Source organism: Nonomuraea sp. NPDC005650 (genome assembly GCF_040605375.1).
Lineage (GTDB): Bacteria > Actinomycetota > Actinomycetes > Streptosporangiales > Streptosporangiaceae > Nonomuraea.
Window position 1 is genome coordinate 1 of sequence record NZ_JBEXCR010000013.1, and the last position, 13,506, is coordinate 13,506.

Genomic DNA, 13,506 nt, shown 5'->3' on the forward strand with positions numbered 1-13,506 from the left:
ACCCAAGCTGACCTTCCTCGCCCACCAAACCCCCGCCGAACACCAGCTGGGGTTCGCTGCCGCCTGCCCAGCTGAGGCGGGATTTACGGGTCAGACTTCCAAGGAACTGCAGGAGCGGCCCGCCGGTCAGTCTCCGTGGACGGGGTTCTTCGCCACGCGCTTCTCCGACACCAGCAGGCGTACCGCGCCCTGCCGGTACGGCTCGGCGGCCCAGACGATCCAGTGGCCGCCCACCTTGGCCGACTGCTTCTGCGGGTTCATCGAGAAGCCGTTCCCGTCGGGAGCGGGCTCGATGATCTGGAACGTCACCTCCAGGCCGCGCTTGCGCGTTTCGGTCAGGACCTCGGCGACCGTGTGGCCGTTCGGGTCGTAGCCCGCAAGCGATTCGCCCTTCTTCCTGGCGTCCGCGTTGTTCTGGTACGGCTCCCCCGGCTTGGCCGGGCGGCCCAGGTAGATCGTGCCCTTGCCGCTGAAGCCCTTGGCGATGGTGACGACGAGGGCGCAGCCGGGCCCCCCGGGAGTGCAGCCTTCCGGTTCCAGGTTGCCGCCGATGCGGTCCTTCTCGGTCGTGCCGTCGAAGCCGAGCCGGAAGACCTCACCGACCATCGTCGGGGAGGCGGGCCGCAGGTCCAAGGCGATGTCCAGACCCATCGCCCTGAACGCTTCTGTGTAGAGGGCGTGGTCGGCGAACGGGTCCTTGATCGTGGCCACGTACTCGTCGCCACGCAGTTCGATCTCGATGGCGGAGTTGGCGTAGGCGGTGGGGCGGGAGTCCTGATCGATCAGCATCGGGCCCAGGACGGCCGCAGCGGCGAGCGCGGCGGTGGCGAGCAGGCCGGCGAACACCACGCGGGTGCGGCGCCCGCGCCGGGGAGCGGGGGATGCGCGACCTCCGGGTAGGTGAAGCCGGCCCAGGCGACCAGGAACAGCGCGTCACGGTGGCCTCCGGGCAGCGTCGCCAGTGCCCCGGCCAGGCGGCGACGGGAGGCCTCGGCGCTGACCCGGTCGTCGCTGCGGTCGGTGAAGGGGGCCGTCACCGGATCGGCGCCCGTTCGTGCGAGGACGCGTAGTTGGTGCACCTCCGTACGCACGTGACGGCTCATCAGCTTGGTGGCGATGCCGTACAACCACGGGCGGGCGTTCGGACGGGACCGGTCGTAGAGATCGCGCTACCTGAACGTCGTCAGGAACGTCTCCGCCACCACATCATCGGCGGCGTCCACCCCCAGCCTTCTGGTGACATACCAGGTGATGCTGGGCGCATGCCGACGGAACAGCTCGGCGAAGGCTTCCGGCTCACGCAAGGAGCGTTCGATATGGGAGGCGTCATCGTCATCCGCCCGGTTCGCTTCGCTCATGCTGCGGCCTTTCGGTGATAAATCATGACAGCAGTTATTGCCAAGCCGGAGGCAAGCGGTTCCCGGATCGCACGAAGGGCTGTGACGGCGGACCCCGGCCGGCAGAGTGCTGCCGAGCGGCCGGTGGACGAGAACGAGGACCTGTTCGACGGCGCGGTGGTGGCCGATGGCATGCCGTTCGCCTTCGACCACCACCGATGCGGCGGAGCCGCAAGTCACCTCGTCATCCAGGCGGCTCAGCCGGGTATGCGCGTGATGATGCCGGTCCAGCGACGGGCGGCGTCCCGGTAGATCAGGAAGAGCTCGGTGTCGAAGTAGGGCGAGACGCCGGTGTCGTACCGGTTGTCGCCGTCGGTGTCGGCGACGCTGATCGTGAGGCCGTTGAGATAGCCGGTACGGGTGTCGCTCGCGTACCCGGTCACCCACGCCGACCCGAGCGAGCCTGCGCCGGTGAACGGCGAGTCCACGCCGACGGGCCGGTCGGAGGGCAGATTCGTCGGCCTTATCGCGAACGTCGATCCGGTCGACCGTTCGAGCGTCTGGCCCGTATAGGGGCCGGTGCCGTCGGGGTGGGTTCCGGCGGGGTAGCCGAAGACGTCGGCCGCGGGCGGGAGCGGCTGGTTGACCGCGACGCCCTGGCAGCCGACGTTGTCGCCGAGCCTGCCGACGCTGGTCAGCGCGTCCGGGGAAGAGGAGACGACTCCGCTGTAGACGGTGACGAAGGCGTAGTCCCGGTCGTAATCCCGGATGTCGTCGAAGTCGGAGTGGACGATGCCCTGCTTGCCGACGTACAGGCCGAACGGGGTCGTGCCCTCGGAGTAGGCCGGGACGAAGACCCACTTGCCGAGCCCGCCGCCCGGAGCCTCGGTGTCGAGCATGCAGTGACCCGCGGTGGCGACGAGGTTGCGGTACTGCGACTGCACGGAGGTGCCGGTGCACCAGTGCGGCAGGCCGTCGCTACCGAGGAAGAACACCTTGCCGGAGGTCGCGGGCAGGTCCCCGGGCGGCGGGTTCTCCGCCTCGACCGGCGGGACGCTCTGAGGAGGGCCGTCGGGGACGATCTCGGTGGACAGGCGTTCGCCGCCCGTCACGGTCCGCAGGGTATACGGCGTGGCGTTCCGCAGGTTGGCGGCGTCGTCGGCGAGCCAGAACCTGGCGACCTCCCGAGCCGTCTCCACGACCGGGGCCAGCGGGACCGCCACCACGGTCGCGGCCTGCGCGGGTAGGGCGACGACAGTGGAGCTCAGCACGCTCAGGCCGACGCCTAACGCGATCATGGCACGCTTCAAGGGCAATTCTCCGTCCGGTAAGGGCCGGCCGATCAGCACGGCCGGCCAGCACCAAGATCGTAACCACGGCCGATGCCCGTAGGCCACTGTTTATAGATCACATGTTCGATACGAGGGGCGAGAACTATCTGTTGGCCGGCGGGATGTTGTGGTTGATACGGAAAAGCTGGTTCGGGTCGTACTTCGCCTTCAGCTCGGCCAGCCGCCGGTAGTTCGCCTCGGTGTAGGCCCGTCTGACGCGTTCGGGAGCCGAGTCGTGGTCGAACAGGAACCCCGGGAGCATGGCGCCCGTGTCCCACCGCCGGAGCCGCTCCAGCACCTGGCCGGCGGCCTCGCGCGCCGCGCCGGCCTGCCCCGCCGGAGCCGGCAGCCGCAGCCACAGGTGGAAGGCCGCGCCCTGGGTGCCGACCGCGTGCGGGCGGCCGGGCGACCGGTTCAGCGCCCCGCCCAGGTGACGTAGCTCGATGCCCGGGAACGGCCCCCCGGGCTTCGACGGGTCGATGAACGAGACCAGCTCCGCCACGGCCTCGTCGTCCAGTTCGTGCAACAGCGCACTGCGCAGGTGTGTCGAGACCGGGCCCTTGGGGTCCTGGTAGATCTCGGTGATCTGCGTGTACGGCATGTCGGCGCAGGTGTCCTGCTCCGGGCCGAGCGCGCGCAACGGCTCCACCAGCCGCGCGCCCTGCTCCCCGTCCCCCACGTAGACCACCCGGACCAGCACCAACGAGCGGCCGCGGAACTCCTCGGGCAGCTGCGGCACATCAGGGAAGCGCATCAGCGTCACCGAGGACGACATCTCCTCCGGCTGGTCCTTGACCCAGCCCAGGTAGGAGCCGAGCACATGGGCGGCCTGCCTGGCGTCCTCGACCGGGAAGCGGAGCTGGCCACCGAAGACGGTGCGCAGCGGCAGCAGCTCGATCTCGGCCGCGACCACGACGCCGAAGTTGCTCTTGCCACCCCGTACCGCCCAGAACAGGTCGGGCTCCTGGGCAGGCGAGACGGTGCGGAGCAGGCCGTCCGCGGTGACGACGTCGAGCGAGCGGACGTGGTCGGCGGCGAAGCCGTACGTACGGCCGGCCACCGGGAGACCGCCGCCCGTCAGGTAGCCCATCACCCCGACCTGGCCGGAGGAGCCGCACAGGGGCGCGAGGCCGTGTTCGGCCGCCGCGGCGACGACCTCGCCCCACCGCAGCCCGGCTCCGATCCTCGCGGTGCCGGCGCGCGGGTCCACCGACAGTTCGCGCAGCTCACCGGTGGCGATGAACACGGCCCCATCGGCGGGCACCGACTTGCCGTGCCCGGTCGACTGCACCGCGACCGGGTGTCCCGCCTGCGCCGCGAACCGGACGGCGGCGGCCACGTCATCGGCGTCGGCGGCGACCACGACCGCCGCGGGCCGGTGTTCGACCGTCAGCAACCAGCCGGAGCAGGCCTCCTCGAAGCCCTCGTCACCGGGGTGGAGCGTGCGCCCCCGGAGGTGCGCGCCCAGGCTCACCACGTCATGCCAGGCCGCCGGCCCGCCGTCGAGGCGGTCGGCGGTGAACTTCGCCGAGGCGGCGGCGTGCGCCGGCGCGCCGTCGGGGGTGTGCACCCTGACGGTGCCGGTCCCCCGATATCCGGCCCCCTCCAGGTGCGCCTCGACCTGGATCCGCACGCGTCCCGGGTGATCCGCGGCCGGAACGGGAGTCTCGGTGAGCTCATAGGAGAAGCCGCCGGGCCGGTCCGCGCTCCAGACCCCGGTGCCCACGCTGTGGGGGGTGCGCAGCGCAATCGTGCCGTCAAGTGCGAACGAGACGGTGAAGGAGTCGGTCCGGTCGTCATGGTGCATCAGACCGGTCCAGACCCCCGTGGGCGTCTGAGGCGTGTCGGCCGCGGAGTTCGTATTCAGCATGTCAGTTGTCCGCCCTTTCCAAAATGTTGGACTGACCAACGTTGGCGTGGCCAACAATACACACAATCGTGGGTGCGGCCAACAACTTGCTAGATTGACCCCGTGAACACCCCAGAGGGGCCGCCGCCGAAGCGGCTGCGTACGCTGCCGAGCAGGTTGACCAACCAGGCGGCGCTGACCGCCAACCGGATCGTGGATCAGGCGCTCGCCCAAGGCGGCGTCCGGCGCTACCACTACGCCCTGCTAGCCGCGTTGGAGGAGTACGGCCCGGCCAGCCAGGCCGCGCTCGGTCGCCGCATCGGCATCGACCGCAGCGACATGGTGGCGACCGTCAACGACCTCGCCGAACGCCAGCTCCTCGATCGCGCGCCCGACCCGGAAGACCGCCGGCGCAACATCGTCACCATCACCGAGGCGGGCCGGAAGCAGCTCACCCACCTCGACCGGCTACTCGCCGCCGCCCAGGACGAGTTCCTCGCCCCGCTGCCCGAGGCCGACCGCCGGAACCTGATCGACCTGCTCATCCGCGTCATCGAACATCACGGCGACAAGCCCCCGAATGTGTCGTTCGATGAATGAAGGCGCGGGGTGACCGCCGGCCGGCACGTAGGGGTGCGTCAGAGGTCGGTGTAGCGGGGGTCGCGCATCCCGCCGTAGATCACCACCATGGTCAGCCGTACGGGCCCCGGCCCGGGGTTGAGGTAGGCGTGGGCCCGGTCCCCGCGCATGCGCAGCGCGTCGCCGGCCGGGACGGTGAACTCGGCGCCGCCCACGGTCACCACCAGCGTGCCTTCGTGCACGTGGATGAGCTCTCTGGTGCCCTCGGGGTGGGCCTCGGTGCGGATCTCCTCGCCGGGCGGCATCCGGAACTCCCACAGTTCGGAGAACGGCGGGCGGTTGTCGTTGATGAGCAGTCGCGCCCGGCCCTGGTTGCGTGGCACCGCCTCGCTCGCCCTGGCGACCTTGCCGAGCTCTTCGGGTGGTTCCACGAGCTCGCCGATGGAGATGCCGAGGGTCGCGCTAATCCTGGCCAGCGTGGCGATGCTCGGGTTGGTGCGGGCGGTCTCGATCTGCTGGAGCATTCCCCGGCTGACGCCTGAGCGGGCGGCGAGGTCTTCCAGTCGCCAGCCTCTGGCCTGGCGGGCCGCGCGGAGGTTGGCGGCGAGGGTGTGCCCGACGGCGTCGGCGGGATCGCTCATGATGCGATTCTCCAGCAAAGTCCATAATGTTGTGTGTATGACGCAAGATACTGCACTCCGCAGGCTCTTAGGCGCCGGCTTCGTCGACTACCTGGGCGGCGGGTTGTTCCTGGCGTTCTCCGCCGTGTACTTCACCCAGGTCGTCGGCCTGTCCGCGACGCAGGTCGGGGTGGGGACCGGGATCGCCGGGGTGGCGGCGATGGCGGGGGCCGTGCCGATCGGGCGGGTGGCCGACCGCATCGGCGCGCGGCGTGCGATCGTCGTGCTCCACCTGGCGCGGGCGGCGGGCACGGCCTCCTACGTGCTGGTCGGCGAGTGGTGGGGGTTCCTGGCCGCGGTCGCCGTGGTGACCGTCGCCGACCAGGCGATCGCCTCCCTGACGCAGGCGTACGTGGCCGAGCTGGCCGAAGGGGAGCGGCGGGTGCGGGTCCTGGCCCTCTATCGGACGCTGGCCAACCTCGGCATCTCCGTGGGCGGGCCGCTGGGCGGGCTGCTGGCGGGGGCCGGGGTGTTCACCGGCGTTCTGCTGGCCAACGCGGGGGCGTTCGTCGTGGTGGCGGCCATGCTCGCCACCGTGCGGGGAGCCGGTGGGCGGGGAGCCGGTGGGCGGGGAGCCACCGTGCGGGAGGCCGGTGGGCGGGCCGTGCCGCAGGAGCGGCGGTTCGCGGCGCTGCGGGATCGGCGGCTGCTCGCGGCGGCCGCCGTCGACGGCGTGCTCCAGCTCTGGCTGCCCGTGCTGAACCTCGGCTTCCCGCTCTGGCTGGCCAGGGCGACCGGCCTGCCGGAGAGCTGGCTCGGCGTGCTGTATGCGATCAACACGGTGCTGGGCATGGTGTTGCTCGTGCCGGCCGCGCGGCTGACCGCGACCGTCGCCGCGGCCCGTCGCTGCCAGCTGGCCGCAGCGGTGCTCATGATCGGGGCGTGCCTGGCGTTCTGGGGTGCGGGCCGGGTCGCGCCTCTGGCGCTGCTCGTCGTCGCGATCGTGCTGCTGACGGCCGGGGAGCTGCTGTCGGTTCCGGCGGCGTGGACCGTCTCTTATGCGCTGGCGCCGTCCGACCGGCGCGCCGAGTACATCTCCGCGTACGGGATGGGCCGCTCCGTGGGGCGTTATGTCCTGGGGCCGGTGCTCATCACCGGTCTGCTGGACCTGGCGGGCGGCTGGATGTGGGCGGCGCTGGCCATCCTGTTCGCCGGGGCGGGGGCGGCCGCGGTGCTGGTGCGGGCACGACCTTGACGTACGCGAGCCGTCCCCACCTCTCCGGCGAAAGGGCAACGACATGGGGACGACAGCCTCAATAGGTACCTTCCGTTTGAAATGCCAAAAGCGATGAGGAGGACCACATGAAGGATCTGATCAAGCGAGTGGTCGGCCTGAAGGAGAAGGCCCGGCTGACGGAGATCTTCGACAAGAAGTCCGCCGCGGTCTCCTCCAGCGCCCTGAAGCACGAGTGATGACGTCGATCTGATGGCCGAGGTCGTGCCCGGGCCGCGTCATGAGCCGGGGCACGACGCCCTTCCTGGGGGGAACCGGTTGACTACTCATGTGTTCGTGGGGCCGACGTTGCCGCCGGGCGAGGTGCTCCAAGCCGCCGGCGGCAGCGCGGTCGTGCATCCACCCGTGCAGCACGGTGATCTGCTTCGGTTGTCGCCTTCGCCCGGTGACATCGTGGTCGTCATCGATGGCTACTACCACCAGCGGGCCTCGGTCCGGCACAAGGAGATCCTGCACCTGCTCTCCGCCGGGGTGACGGTGGTCGGCTGCGCGAGCATGGGCGCACTGCGGGCGGCCGAACTGCATCCGTACGGCATGGCAGGCAGCGGACGGGTTTACGAGATGTACCGCGACGGCCTGATCGACGCCGACGACGAGGTGGCCGTGGCCCACACGGAAGGTCCTGAATATCGCAGCCTCAGTTTGCCGTTGGTGAATGTCCGGCACGCGGTCGCCGCCGCCGAAAGGGCGGGGGCCGTGTCGTCGGGGCAGGCCGGGACGATGGTCGCGGCGATGCGAGCGCTGCCGTACCCGGCTCGGACCTGGCAGGCGATCGCCCCGCAGGCGGACGGCGTGGCCGCCGTCCGGAATTTCCTCGCCGACAATCCTCAGCATGCCGATCTGAAGGCGGCGGACGCGGTCGGGACATTGCTGCGGCTCGACTCTTTCGCGGCGCCCGACCCGCGGGCCCATGACTGGATCGCGTCGACGGGCTGGCGAACCCGGTTCCTCTATGACTGGCACGCCGCCTTCCGTGGTGCGGAAGTCGAGGGCATCCACGTGGGAGACGCCGGCGTGGTGCGGCACCGGCAGATTTACGATCGGGATTTCCCGCGGCGCCGGCGCGATCACGTTTTCACGTCCATCGCGGGAAGCAGGTCGCCGGCAAAAGTCCTTTCGGCGGTGGCGGCGCGGGGCCTCACGGCTGAGTCGGTGACCGCGGCGCAGCGCGCGGAATGGCTGACGCCGGCCGAGGCCGATCGGCTCTCACCCGATGAGGCGTTGCTGACGATTCTCATCCGGTCCCACAAGCCCTCCCGCGGCATTCACGACCTGGTGAGCGATGAGCGTACGACCATCACCACGGCAGAGCGCCGCCTCGTCGCCGAGTGCTACGCGATCAACGCCGAGGTGTCCACGTGGGAGCCGGGCCGCGGCCTCGACTACCTCAGGTATGTCACGCTGCGTGCCCACCTGTCCGAGGTCTGGGGGGAAGACGACGGCGCCGCGCTGGTCGCGGCGGCGCGGGATCGGGGATTCCGGACGTTCCGGGACGCCGTGCAGGCGGTTCGCCCGTTCTATCTGCGCGGCCACTTCATGGCGGTGGGCGCATGACCGCCAAAACCTTCATGGACGGCACCCACCGGGCGCGGCACCCTGACCACACGTGGGACCTGATCTCGCCGAAGCTCGCGCGCTTCGGCATCACCCGCGTCGCCGACGTGACCGGCCTGGACGTCATCGGCATCCCCGTCGTGATGGCGGTCCGGCCGCTGTCGAGGACGCTGAGCGTGTCGCAGGGCAAGGGACAGAGTCTGACGCCGGCCAGGGTGTCGGCGGTCATGGAGAGCATCGAGCTGTGGCACGCGGAGACCGTTCTCCCGCCGATCACCCACCGTGCCGCACCCGCTGCCGCGCTCGACCTGCCGTACGAACTCGACGGGTTGCGCCGCGAGCCGGGCAGCCTGGTGACCGAGGCGACCATCCTGGACTGGACCGATGCGGTGGGGCTGATCAGCGGACGGCGTACGCCGGTGCCGTCGGACCTGATCGCCTTCGCCACTCCGCAGCGCCGGGGCTGGACGCCTCCCGGGATCCACGCCACCAGCAACGGGCTGGCCTCCGGCAACGACTACGACGAGGCCGTCCTGCACGCGCTGTACGAGGTGATCGAGCGCGACGCCGTGAGCCTGTCGCCGCGTGCCGGCCGGCGCGCCTTCGTGGACCCCGACTCCATCGGCGACGACGCCTGCGCGGCGATGATCGATCGAATCCGGGCCGCCGGTGTCGAGCTGCGGCTCGTGCACGCGCCGAGCGTCACCGGCGTGCCGTGTTTCACCGCCGAGCTGTGGAGCCCGGACTTTCCGGTCGTCACGCTCGGCGCCGGCGCGCACCTGGCCCCCGAGGTCGCGCTCTCGCGGGCGCTCACCGAGGCCGCGCAGAGCCGCCTGACCGCGATCGCCGGCAGCCGCGACGACCAGGCGCCCGTGTACGACCACGTCAGCGCCGGCGCCGACGGACGCCCCGAACCGGCGCCGGCCCCGCTTCCGTGGGCGCGGCTGTCCGCCAGGCCGGTCGGCGACTTCACCGACCTGTCCGAGGAGCTGGCGTGGGTGGCCGCCGCGGCGGCCGCCGGGTTCGGTGGGGAGCCGCTGGTGGTGGACCTGAGCACGGATGCGGACTTCGCCGTGGTCAAGGTGATCGTGCCCGGCGCCGCGTTGGACGCGGGTCGCATGCACCCGGACGGCGGTCCCGAATTCCCGCCGGAGGAGCCTTGACGACGACGTGGATCGGCATCGCGCAGCTGACGTTCACGGCTTTCCTGCTGGTACGGATGGTGATAGTGGGGTTCTTCCAGCCGGTGGGGCGGGTGTTCAGCTGGGCGATGTTCACGCGCGGCAGCTACATCACGTTCGAGTTCACCGGGTATGACGCCGCCGGCCGGCGGCACGTCGTCAACGCCCTGGACCTCACGCCGTCACACGGCCCGGCGGTCACCGTACGGCGGCTCGAACGGATGGCGGCGTACCTGGAGCGGACGTACACGCAGGTGTCGGGCGAGGGCACCATCATGAACGTGGCCGGCACCCGGCCGATCCGGATCGAAGACGGCCATGTGGTTCTTTGACGCCGCCATCTCGCTGTTCTCGACGCCCACCGACGAGGCGCACCTGCAGTATTTCCGCATGGGGGTGGGCCTGGCCTGCTTGATGAAGTTCGCGGTGTGGTTCACGCACGGCGCGTGGTCGCGAATGGCGCAAGGCACCTTCGGCCGGTACGACCTCGAATGTCGCCTGGGTGCTCGAAGGGCGGCCCTGGTCGCCGCCGTGTACCGGCCGGTCCTGTGCATCCGAGTGATCGCCGCGGCCCTCCTCGTCGCGGGGATCCTGCCCAAGGCGGCGGCCGTGGTGGTGCTGGCCGGGCTGCTGTTCGAGCTGCAGTACGAGCTCCGATCCAACACCGTCTATCTCGGGATGATGGTGGCGTGCATGCTGGTGGCCGGCAATCTGGGAGAGGGCTTCACGGTCATCCACCGGATGAGCGACGCCAACACCTGGGCGCAGTTCCTTGTCGTCCTCATCACCATCGACCTGTACTGGAACAGCGCCTGGCAGAAAACCCGCTCCACGCATTTCATGAGCGGGCTGATCCTGGCCCAATATGTCGACTTCACCGCTCGGGCCCAGGAGAGACTCCGCTATCGGGAGTTCTACTACCCGGGCGTTTTTCTCAGACTGTTCGGCGGCGGCGACGAGACGGCGGTGCGCCGATGGCGGGTGATCGCCGTGGCGGTGATCGTCCTCGAAGTGGCGCTGCCGATCGGGCTGTTGACGCCGGCGCTGTTTCCGTACGCCGCCGCGGCCGGCGTCGTCATGCATCTGGCATTCATGATCCTGCTGCCCCGGCATCTCATCGGATTCTCGCTGGGAACGGTGTCCAGCTACATCGTGTTCGCCCAATAGCTCTGGCCTCACCAGCAGCGCAGCTCCGCCAAGGTGGCGGAGTACGTGCCGTCCAGATCGATGATCAGCACGTTTGTGTCAGAGCTCTCGGCTGCCTCGCCGCCGGGCTCGTCGAACAAGGTCCAGGCCGCGATCGAGAGGTCGTCGAGGTCTCCGTCGGGATCCTCGATCCTCGCCTGGCGGTAGTAGGTCAGCACCTCCTGGACGGGCCGGTCGGTGGAGAGCTCGAAACGGATGGTGTACCAGCAGTCGCCGGAGTCGCCGCCGCTCACCTCGACCTGCGGGTCGAAGGACCCGAACTCCGCCCCGGGCGGCAGCGGATACCCCTGGACGCGGTCCACCATGCGCGCCAGCCGATAGTCGCTGATCCAGAAGGGCGTGGTGACGATCGCCGCGAGCAGCGCGAAAAACACGAACGGGAAGGCCAGGCAGCCGATCCGGCGCGCGGTTCGCGAAAATCCGGACGCTTCTTCCGGCGACGCGGCTGCGGGCGCGTCCTGGGGGGCCGACATGGGTCACATGATCGCGCATCGCGCGGTGCCGCGCACGGGCGGCCGGCCGGGAGGTCGGTGCCCGCCTGCTCATCGCGGTCAGCCGCCGTTGACGGGCAGCGTCAGCCGGCAGTCGACGGGAGTGGCGTGCGCGGGGTCGAGAGCGTTCGTGACCAGGTGCAGGGCTCGGGCGTCGTAGGCGATGGCCAGATGATCGGAGATGTTCAGCGGGCACTGCTTCTGCAGCACGATGTCGGTGACCCGCGGGCCGTCCAGGAACGCCGAGGCGTACGGGGTGACGACCCCGTCGAGGCGGCTGGCGATGACCGTGTACCGCACGCCCGGCACCGTGTCACCGCCCTCGTTCAGCCTGCGCAGCAGCGCCGAACCGGCGATCTGATCGCGTACGGCCTGCCCGCCGGCCGTGGCGATCAGCTCCGGCACACCGGGGATTCGCGACAGGCCGTGGATCGTGGTGCCGTGGTTGGGCGGGGCCAGCCCCACGAGCGTGCCCACCTTGCGCGCGCCGCCGAGGAACTTCAGGTAGTAGCGCGGCATCATGCCACCCTGGCTGTGGCCGACGACGTCCACCTCGCGGGCTCCCGTGGCCCGCAGCACGCGGTCGACGAAGGCGGCCAGCTCCCCCGCCGACCTGTCGACGCGCGCCACGCCGCCGGGCCGGCTCGCGCCCGGCAGGCCGAGGCCCGGCAGCGCGCCCTCCTGCCCGTAGTTGAAGGCGAAGACGCAGTAGCCCTGGTTGCGCAGCAGCGGGGAGAGGGTGAACCAGGTGATGGTCATGTTCGCCAGCGTGCCGTGCACCAGCACCACCGGGCGCGGATGCGCGGCCGACGGGCGGCAGGCCCAGTCGTTGGCGCCCGCCGGGTCGGCGCCGGGGTTCAAGGACGCGTGCGCCAGCGCCAGCACCCCCGAGTACAGGACGGGCAGCGACGGCCCGGACGCCCCCGCCGAAGCCGGCGACTCCAGGCTGAGCACCATCACCGTGACGACGACCCACATCAGTCGCTTCATATGCGCCGACCTCTCCGCGGAACCCACAAGAGAGGCTACAGAAAGTCATCGTCGACTGCTCAGAGTCACCTCGGCGCGGAGGTGGTGCGGGCGGACTCGTCGACATGGAGGGTGAAGACGTCGGGGCGCGCGTAGTGGCCGACGGGGTCGAAATCGAAGCGGGCGCGCGTGAGGTCGTCGAGGTCGAGTTCGGCGGTCAGGATGCCTTCGCCGTCGCGCAGCGGGCCGGCGATGACCTCTCCGAGCGGGGAGACGATCATGGAGCCGCCGCCGATCAGGACGGTGTCGGGCGCGTCGCCCTGGACGGGGTGGAGGTCGGCGGGTACGGCGTCGCGGCGCAGGTACTGGTTGGCGCTCAGGACGAAGCAGCGGCCCTCCAGGGCGATGTGCCGCATGGTGGCCTCCCAGGCGCCGCGGTCGTCCACGGTCGGCGCGCACCACAGGTCGACGCCCTTGGCGTACATGGCCGTACGGAACAGCGGCATGTAGTTCTCCCAGCAGATGCCCGCGCCGAGGCGGGCGGTCCCGGTGTCGATGACGGGCAGGGTGGAGCCGTCGCCCTGGCCCCACAGGTAGCGTTCCGCGGCGGTCGGCATGAGCTTGCGGTGCAGGCCCAGGTAGCCGTCGGGGCCGAAGAAGAGAGCCACGCAGTACAGGGTGCCGCCCTGGCGTTCGACCGCGCCGACGACGGCGTGGCAGCCGAGTTCGCGGGTGAGGGCGGCCAGGGCGCCGACCTCGGGGCCGGGGACGTCGACGGCGGCGGCGTGGTAGCGGCGGAACAGCTCACGGCCGGCCGGGGTGCGGCTGCCGACCGTGATGCCGAAGTCCAGCCCCTTGGGGTAGCCACCGAGGAACGCCTCGGGCAGCACGACGACCTCCGCGCCGCGGCCGGTGACCGCCTCCCGGATGAGTTCCTCGGCGCGGGTCAGCGCGGCGGGCGTGTCGAACAGCGGGGCGGCCGCCTGGACGACGGCAGCGGTCACGGTACGGCGGCGCGGCCCGGCGTCCGCGGCGGCGGCAGAGTGCGGAGATGTCATGACAACGAGGCTAGGAACCCCTCGAATCATCGAGCAA

Annotated in this window: 15 protein-coding genes; 6 read left to right on the forward strand and 9 right to left on the reverse strand. The window is 70.6% G+C overall.

From position 1 onward, the window contains the following. Window positions 1–126: 126 nt before the first annotated feature. The 5 genes from ABZS69_RS22770 to ABZS69_RS22790 form a co-directional block, all read right to left on the reverse strand. Complete coding sequence (locus ABZS69_RS22770; protein WP_355375700.1) at window positions 127–849, reverse strand: hypothetical protein; 723 nt, start codon at window positions 847–849, stop codon at window positions 127–129. Continuing rightward, window positions 783–1,103: a hypothetical protein gene (locus tag ABZS69_RS22775; RefSeq protein ID WP_355375703.1), complete on the reverse strand. Its 321-nt coding sequence runs from the start codon at window positions 1,101–1,103 to the stop codon at window positions 783–785. The genes ABZS69_RS22770 and ABZS69_RS22775 overlap by 67 nt, the downstream gene beginning before the upstream one ends. A 66-nt stretch (window positions 1,104–1,169) precedes the next feature. After that, a complete protein-coding gene (locus ABZS69_RS22780) occupies window positions 1,170–1,553 on the reverse strand; it encodes a hypothetical protein (RefSeq protein ID WP_355375705.1) in 384 nt (127 codons plus the stop codon). A gap of 41 nt (window positions 1,554–1,594) precedes the next feature. Beyond that, the gene (locus tag ABZS69_RS22785; RefSeq protein ID WP_355375707.1) at window positions 1,595–2,635 is read right to left on the reverse strand and encodes a hypothetical protein; all 1,041 of its coding nucleotides are present in this window, start codon (window positions 2,633–2,635) and stop codon (window positions 1,595–1,597) included. A 136-nt stretch (window positions 2,636–2,771) separates the two neighbouring features. After that, a complete protein-coding gene (locus ABZS69_RS22790; RefSeq protein WP_355375710.1) occupies window positions 2,772–4,538 on the reverse strand; it encodes an FAD-binding protein in 1,767 nt (588 codons plus the stop codon). 102 nt (window positions 4,539–4,640) lie between these two features. Between ABZS69_RS22790 and ABZS69_RS22795 the strand changes: the two genes are divergently transcribed. After that, on the forward strand, window positions 4,641–5,117 hold the full coding sequence (locus ABZS69_RS22795; protein WP_355375713.1) for a MarR family winged helix-turn-helix transcriptional regulator: 477 nt from the start codon (window positions 4,641–4,643) through the stop codon (window positions 5,115–5,117). 38 nt (window positions 5,118–5,155) lie between these two features. Here the strand turns inward: ABZS69_RS22795 and ABZS69_RS22800 are convergent, their stop codons facing one another. Continuing rightward, window positions 5,156–5,737 (reverse strand): XRE family transcriptional regulator, encoded by a 582-nt coding sequence (locus ABZS69_RS22800; protein WP_355375716.1) that lies wholly within the window; start codon window positions 5,735–5,737, stop codon window positions 5,156–5,158. A gap of 37 nt (window positions 5,738–5,774) precedes the next feature. On the opposite strand from ABZS69_RS22800, the gene ABZS69_RS22805 reads away from it, so the two are divergent. The 5 genes from ABZS69_RS22805 to ABZS69_RS22825 all read left to right on the forward strand — a co-directional run bounded on the left by ABZS69_RS22805 (window position 5,775) and on the right by ABZS69_RS22825 (window position 10,912). Further along, window positions 5,775–6,971, forward strand: coding sequence for an MFS transporter (locus ABZS69_RS22805; protein WP_355375718.1), 1,197 nt, complete (start codon window positions 5,775–5,777; stop codon window positions 6,969–6,971). Between the two features lie 231 nt (window positions 6,972–7,202). Continuing rightward, window positions 7,203–8,564 carry a TfuA-like protein gene (locus tag ABZS69_RS22810; protein ID WP_355375720.1) on the forward strand — a complete coding sequence of 454 codons (1,362 nt, stop codon included), beginning with the start codon at window positions 7,203–7,205 and terminating at the stop codon, window positions 8,562–8,564. Then, window positions 8,561–9,727, forward strand: a complete 1,167-nt coding sequence (locus ABZS69_RS22815; RefSeq protein ID WP_355375723.1) for a YcaO-like family protein — start codon at window positions 8,561–8,563, stop codon at window positions 9,725–9,727. Before ABZS69_RS22810 ends, ABZS69_RS22815 begins: the two co-directional genes overlap by 4 nt. Continuing rightward, complete coding sequence (locus tag ABZS69_RS22820) at window positions 9,724–10,077, forward strand: hypothetical protein (RefSeq protein ID WP_355375725.1); 354 nt, start codon at window positions 9,724–9,726, stop codon at window positions 10,075–10,077. The genes ABZS69_RS22815 and ABZS69_RS22820 overlap by 4 nt, the downstream gene beginning before the upstream one ends. Next, entirely contained in the window at window positions 10,064–10,912 is an 849-nt protein-coding gene (locus ABZS69_RS22825; protein WP_355375727.1) for a hypothetical protein, read from the forward strand. Before ABZS69_RS22820 ends, ABZS69_RS22825 begins: the two co-directional genes overlap by 14 nt. Before the next feature lie 8 nt (window positions 10,913–10,920). On the opposite strand, the gene ABZS69_RS22830 is transcribed toward ABZS69_RS22825, so the two are convergent. From ABZS69_RS22830 to ABZS69_RS22840, 3 genes are all read right to left on the reverse strand, one after another. Beyond that, window positions 10,921–11,424 (reverse strand): hypothetical protein, encoded by a 504-nt coding sequence (locus ABZS69_RS22830; RefSeq protein ID WP_355375730.1) that lies wholly within the window; start codon window positions 11,422–11,424, stop codon window positions 10,921–10,923. Between the two features lie 78 nt (window positions 11,425–11,502). Beyond that, entirely contained in the window at window positions 11,503–12,432 is a 930-nt protein-coding gene (locus tag ABZS69_RS22835) for an alpha/beta fold hydrolase (protein WP_355375733.1), read from the reverse strand. 65 nt (window positions 12,433–12,497) lie between these two features. Continuing rightward, window positions 12,498–13,469: a nitrilase-related carbon-nitrogen hydrolase gene (locus ABZS69_RS22840; protein ID WP_355375736.1), complete on the reverse strand. Its 972-nt coding sequence runs from the start codon at window positions 13,467–13,469 to the stop codon at window positions 12,498–12,500. Between the last annotated feature and the right edge of the window lie 37 nt (window positions 13,470–13,506).

Coding starts and splice junctions, on each gene's coding strand:
- ABZS69_RS22840 (WP_355375736.1), bottom strand. CDS start 13,469: ATGACATCTCCGCACTCTGCCGCCGCCGCGGACGCCGGGCCGCGCCGC.
- ABZS69_RS22785 (WP_355375707.1), bottom strand. CDS start 2,635: ATGATCGCGTTAGGCGTCGGCCTGAGCGTGCTGAGCTCCACTGTCGTC.
- ABZS69_RS22835 (WP_355375733.1), bottom strand. CDS start 12,432: ATGAAGCGACTGATGTGGGTCGTCGTCACGGTGATGGTGCTCAGCCTG.
- ABZS69_RS22800 (WP_355375716.1), bottom strand. CDS start 5,737: ATGAGCGATCCCGCCGACGCCGTCGGGCACACCCTCGCCGCCAACCTC.
- ABZS69_RS22830 (WP_355375730.1), bottom strand. CDS start 11,424: ATGTCGGCCCCCCAGGACGCGCCCGCAGCCGCGTCGCCGGAAGAAGCG.
- ABZS69_RS22825 (WP_355375727.1), top strand. CDS start 10,064: ATGTGGTTCTTTGACGCCGCCATCTCGCTGTTCTCGACGCCCACCGAC.
- ABZS69_RS22775 (WP_355375703.1), bottom strand. CDS start 1,103: ATGAGCCGTCACGTGCGTACGGAGGTGCACCAACTACGCGTCCTCGCA.
- ABZS69_RS22790 (WP_355375710.1), bottom strand. CDS start 4,538: ATGCTGAATACGAACTCCGCGGCCGACACGCCTCAGACGCCCACGGGG.
- ABZS69_RS22805 (WP_355375718.1), top strand. CDS start 5,775: ATGACGCAAGATACTGCACTCCGCAGGCTCTTAGGCGCCGGCTTCGTC.
- ABZS69_RS22815 (WP_355375723.1), top strand. CDS start 8,561: ATGACCGCCAAAACCTTCATGGACGGCACCCACCGGGCGCGGCACCCT.
- ABZS69_RS22810 (WP_355375720.1), top strand. CDS start 7,203: ATGGCCGAGGTCGTGCCCGGGCCGCGTCATGAGCCGGGGCACGACGCC.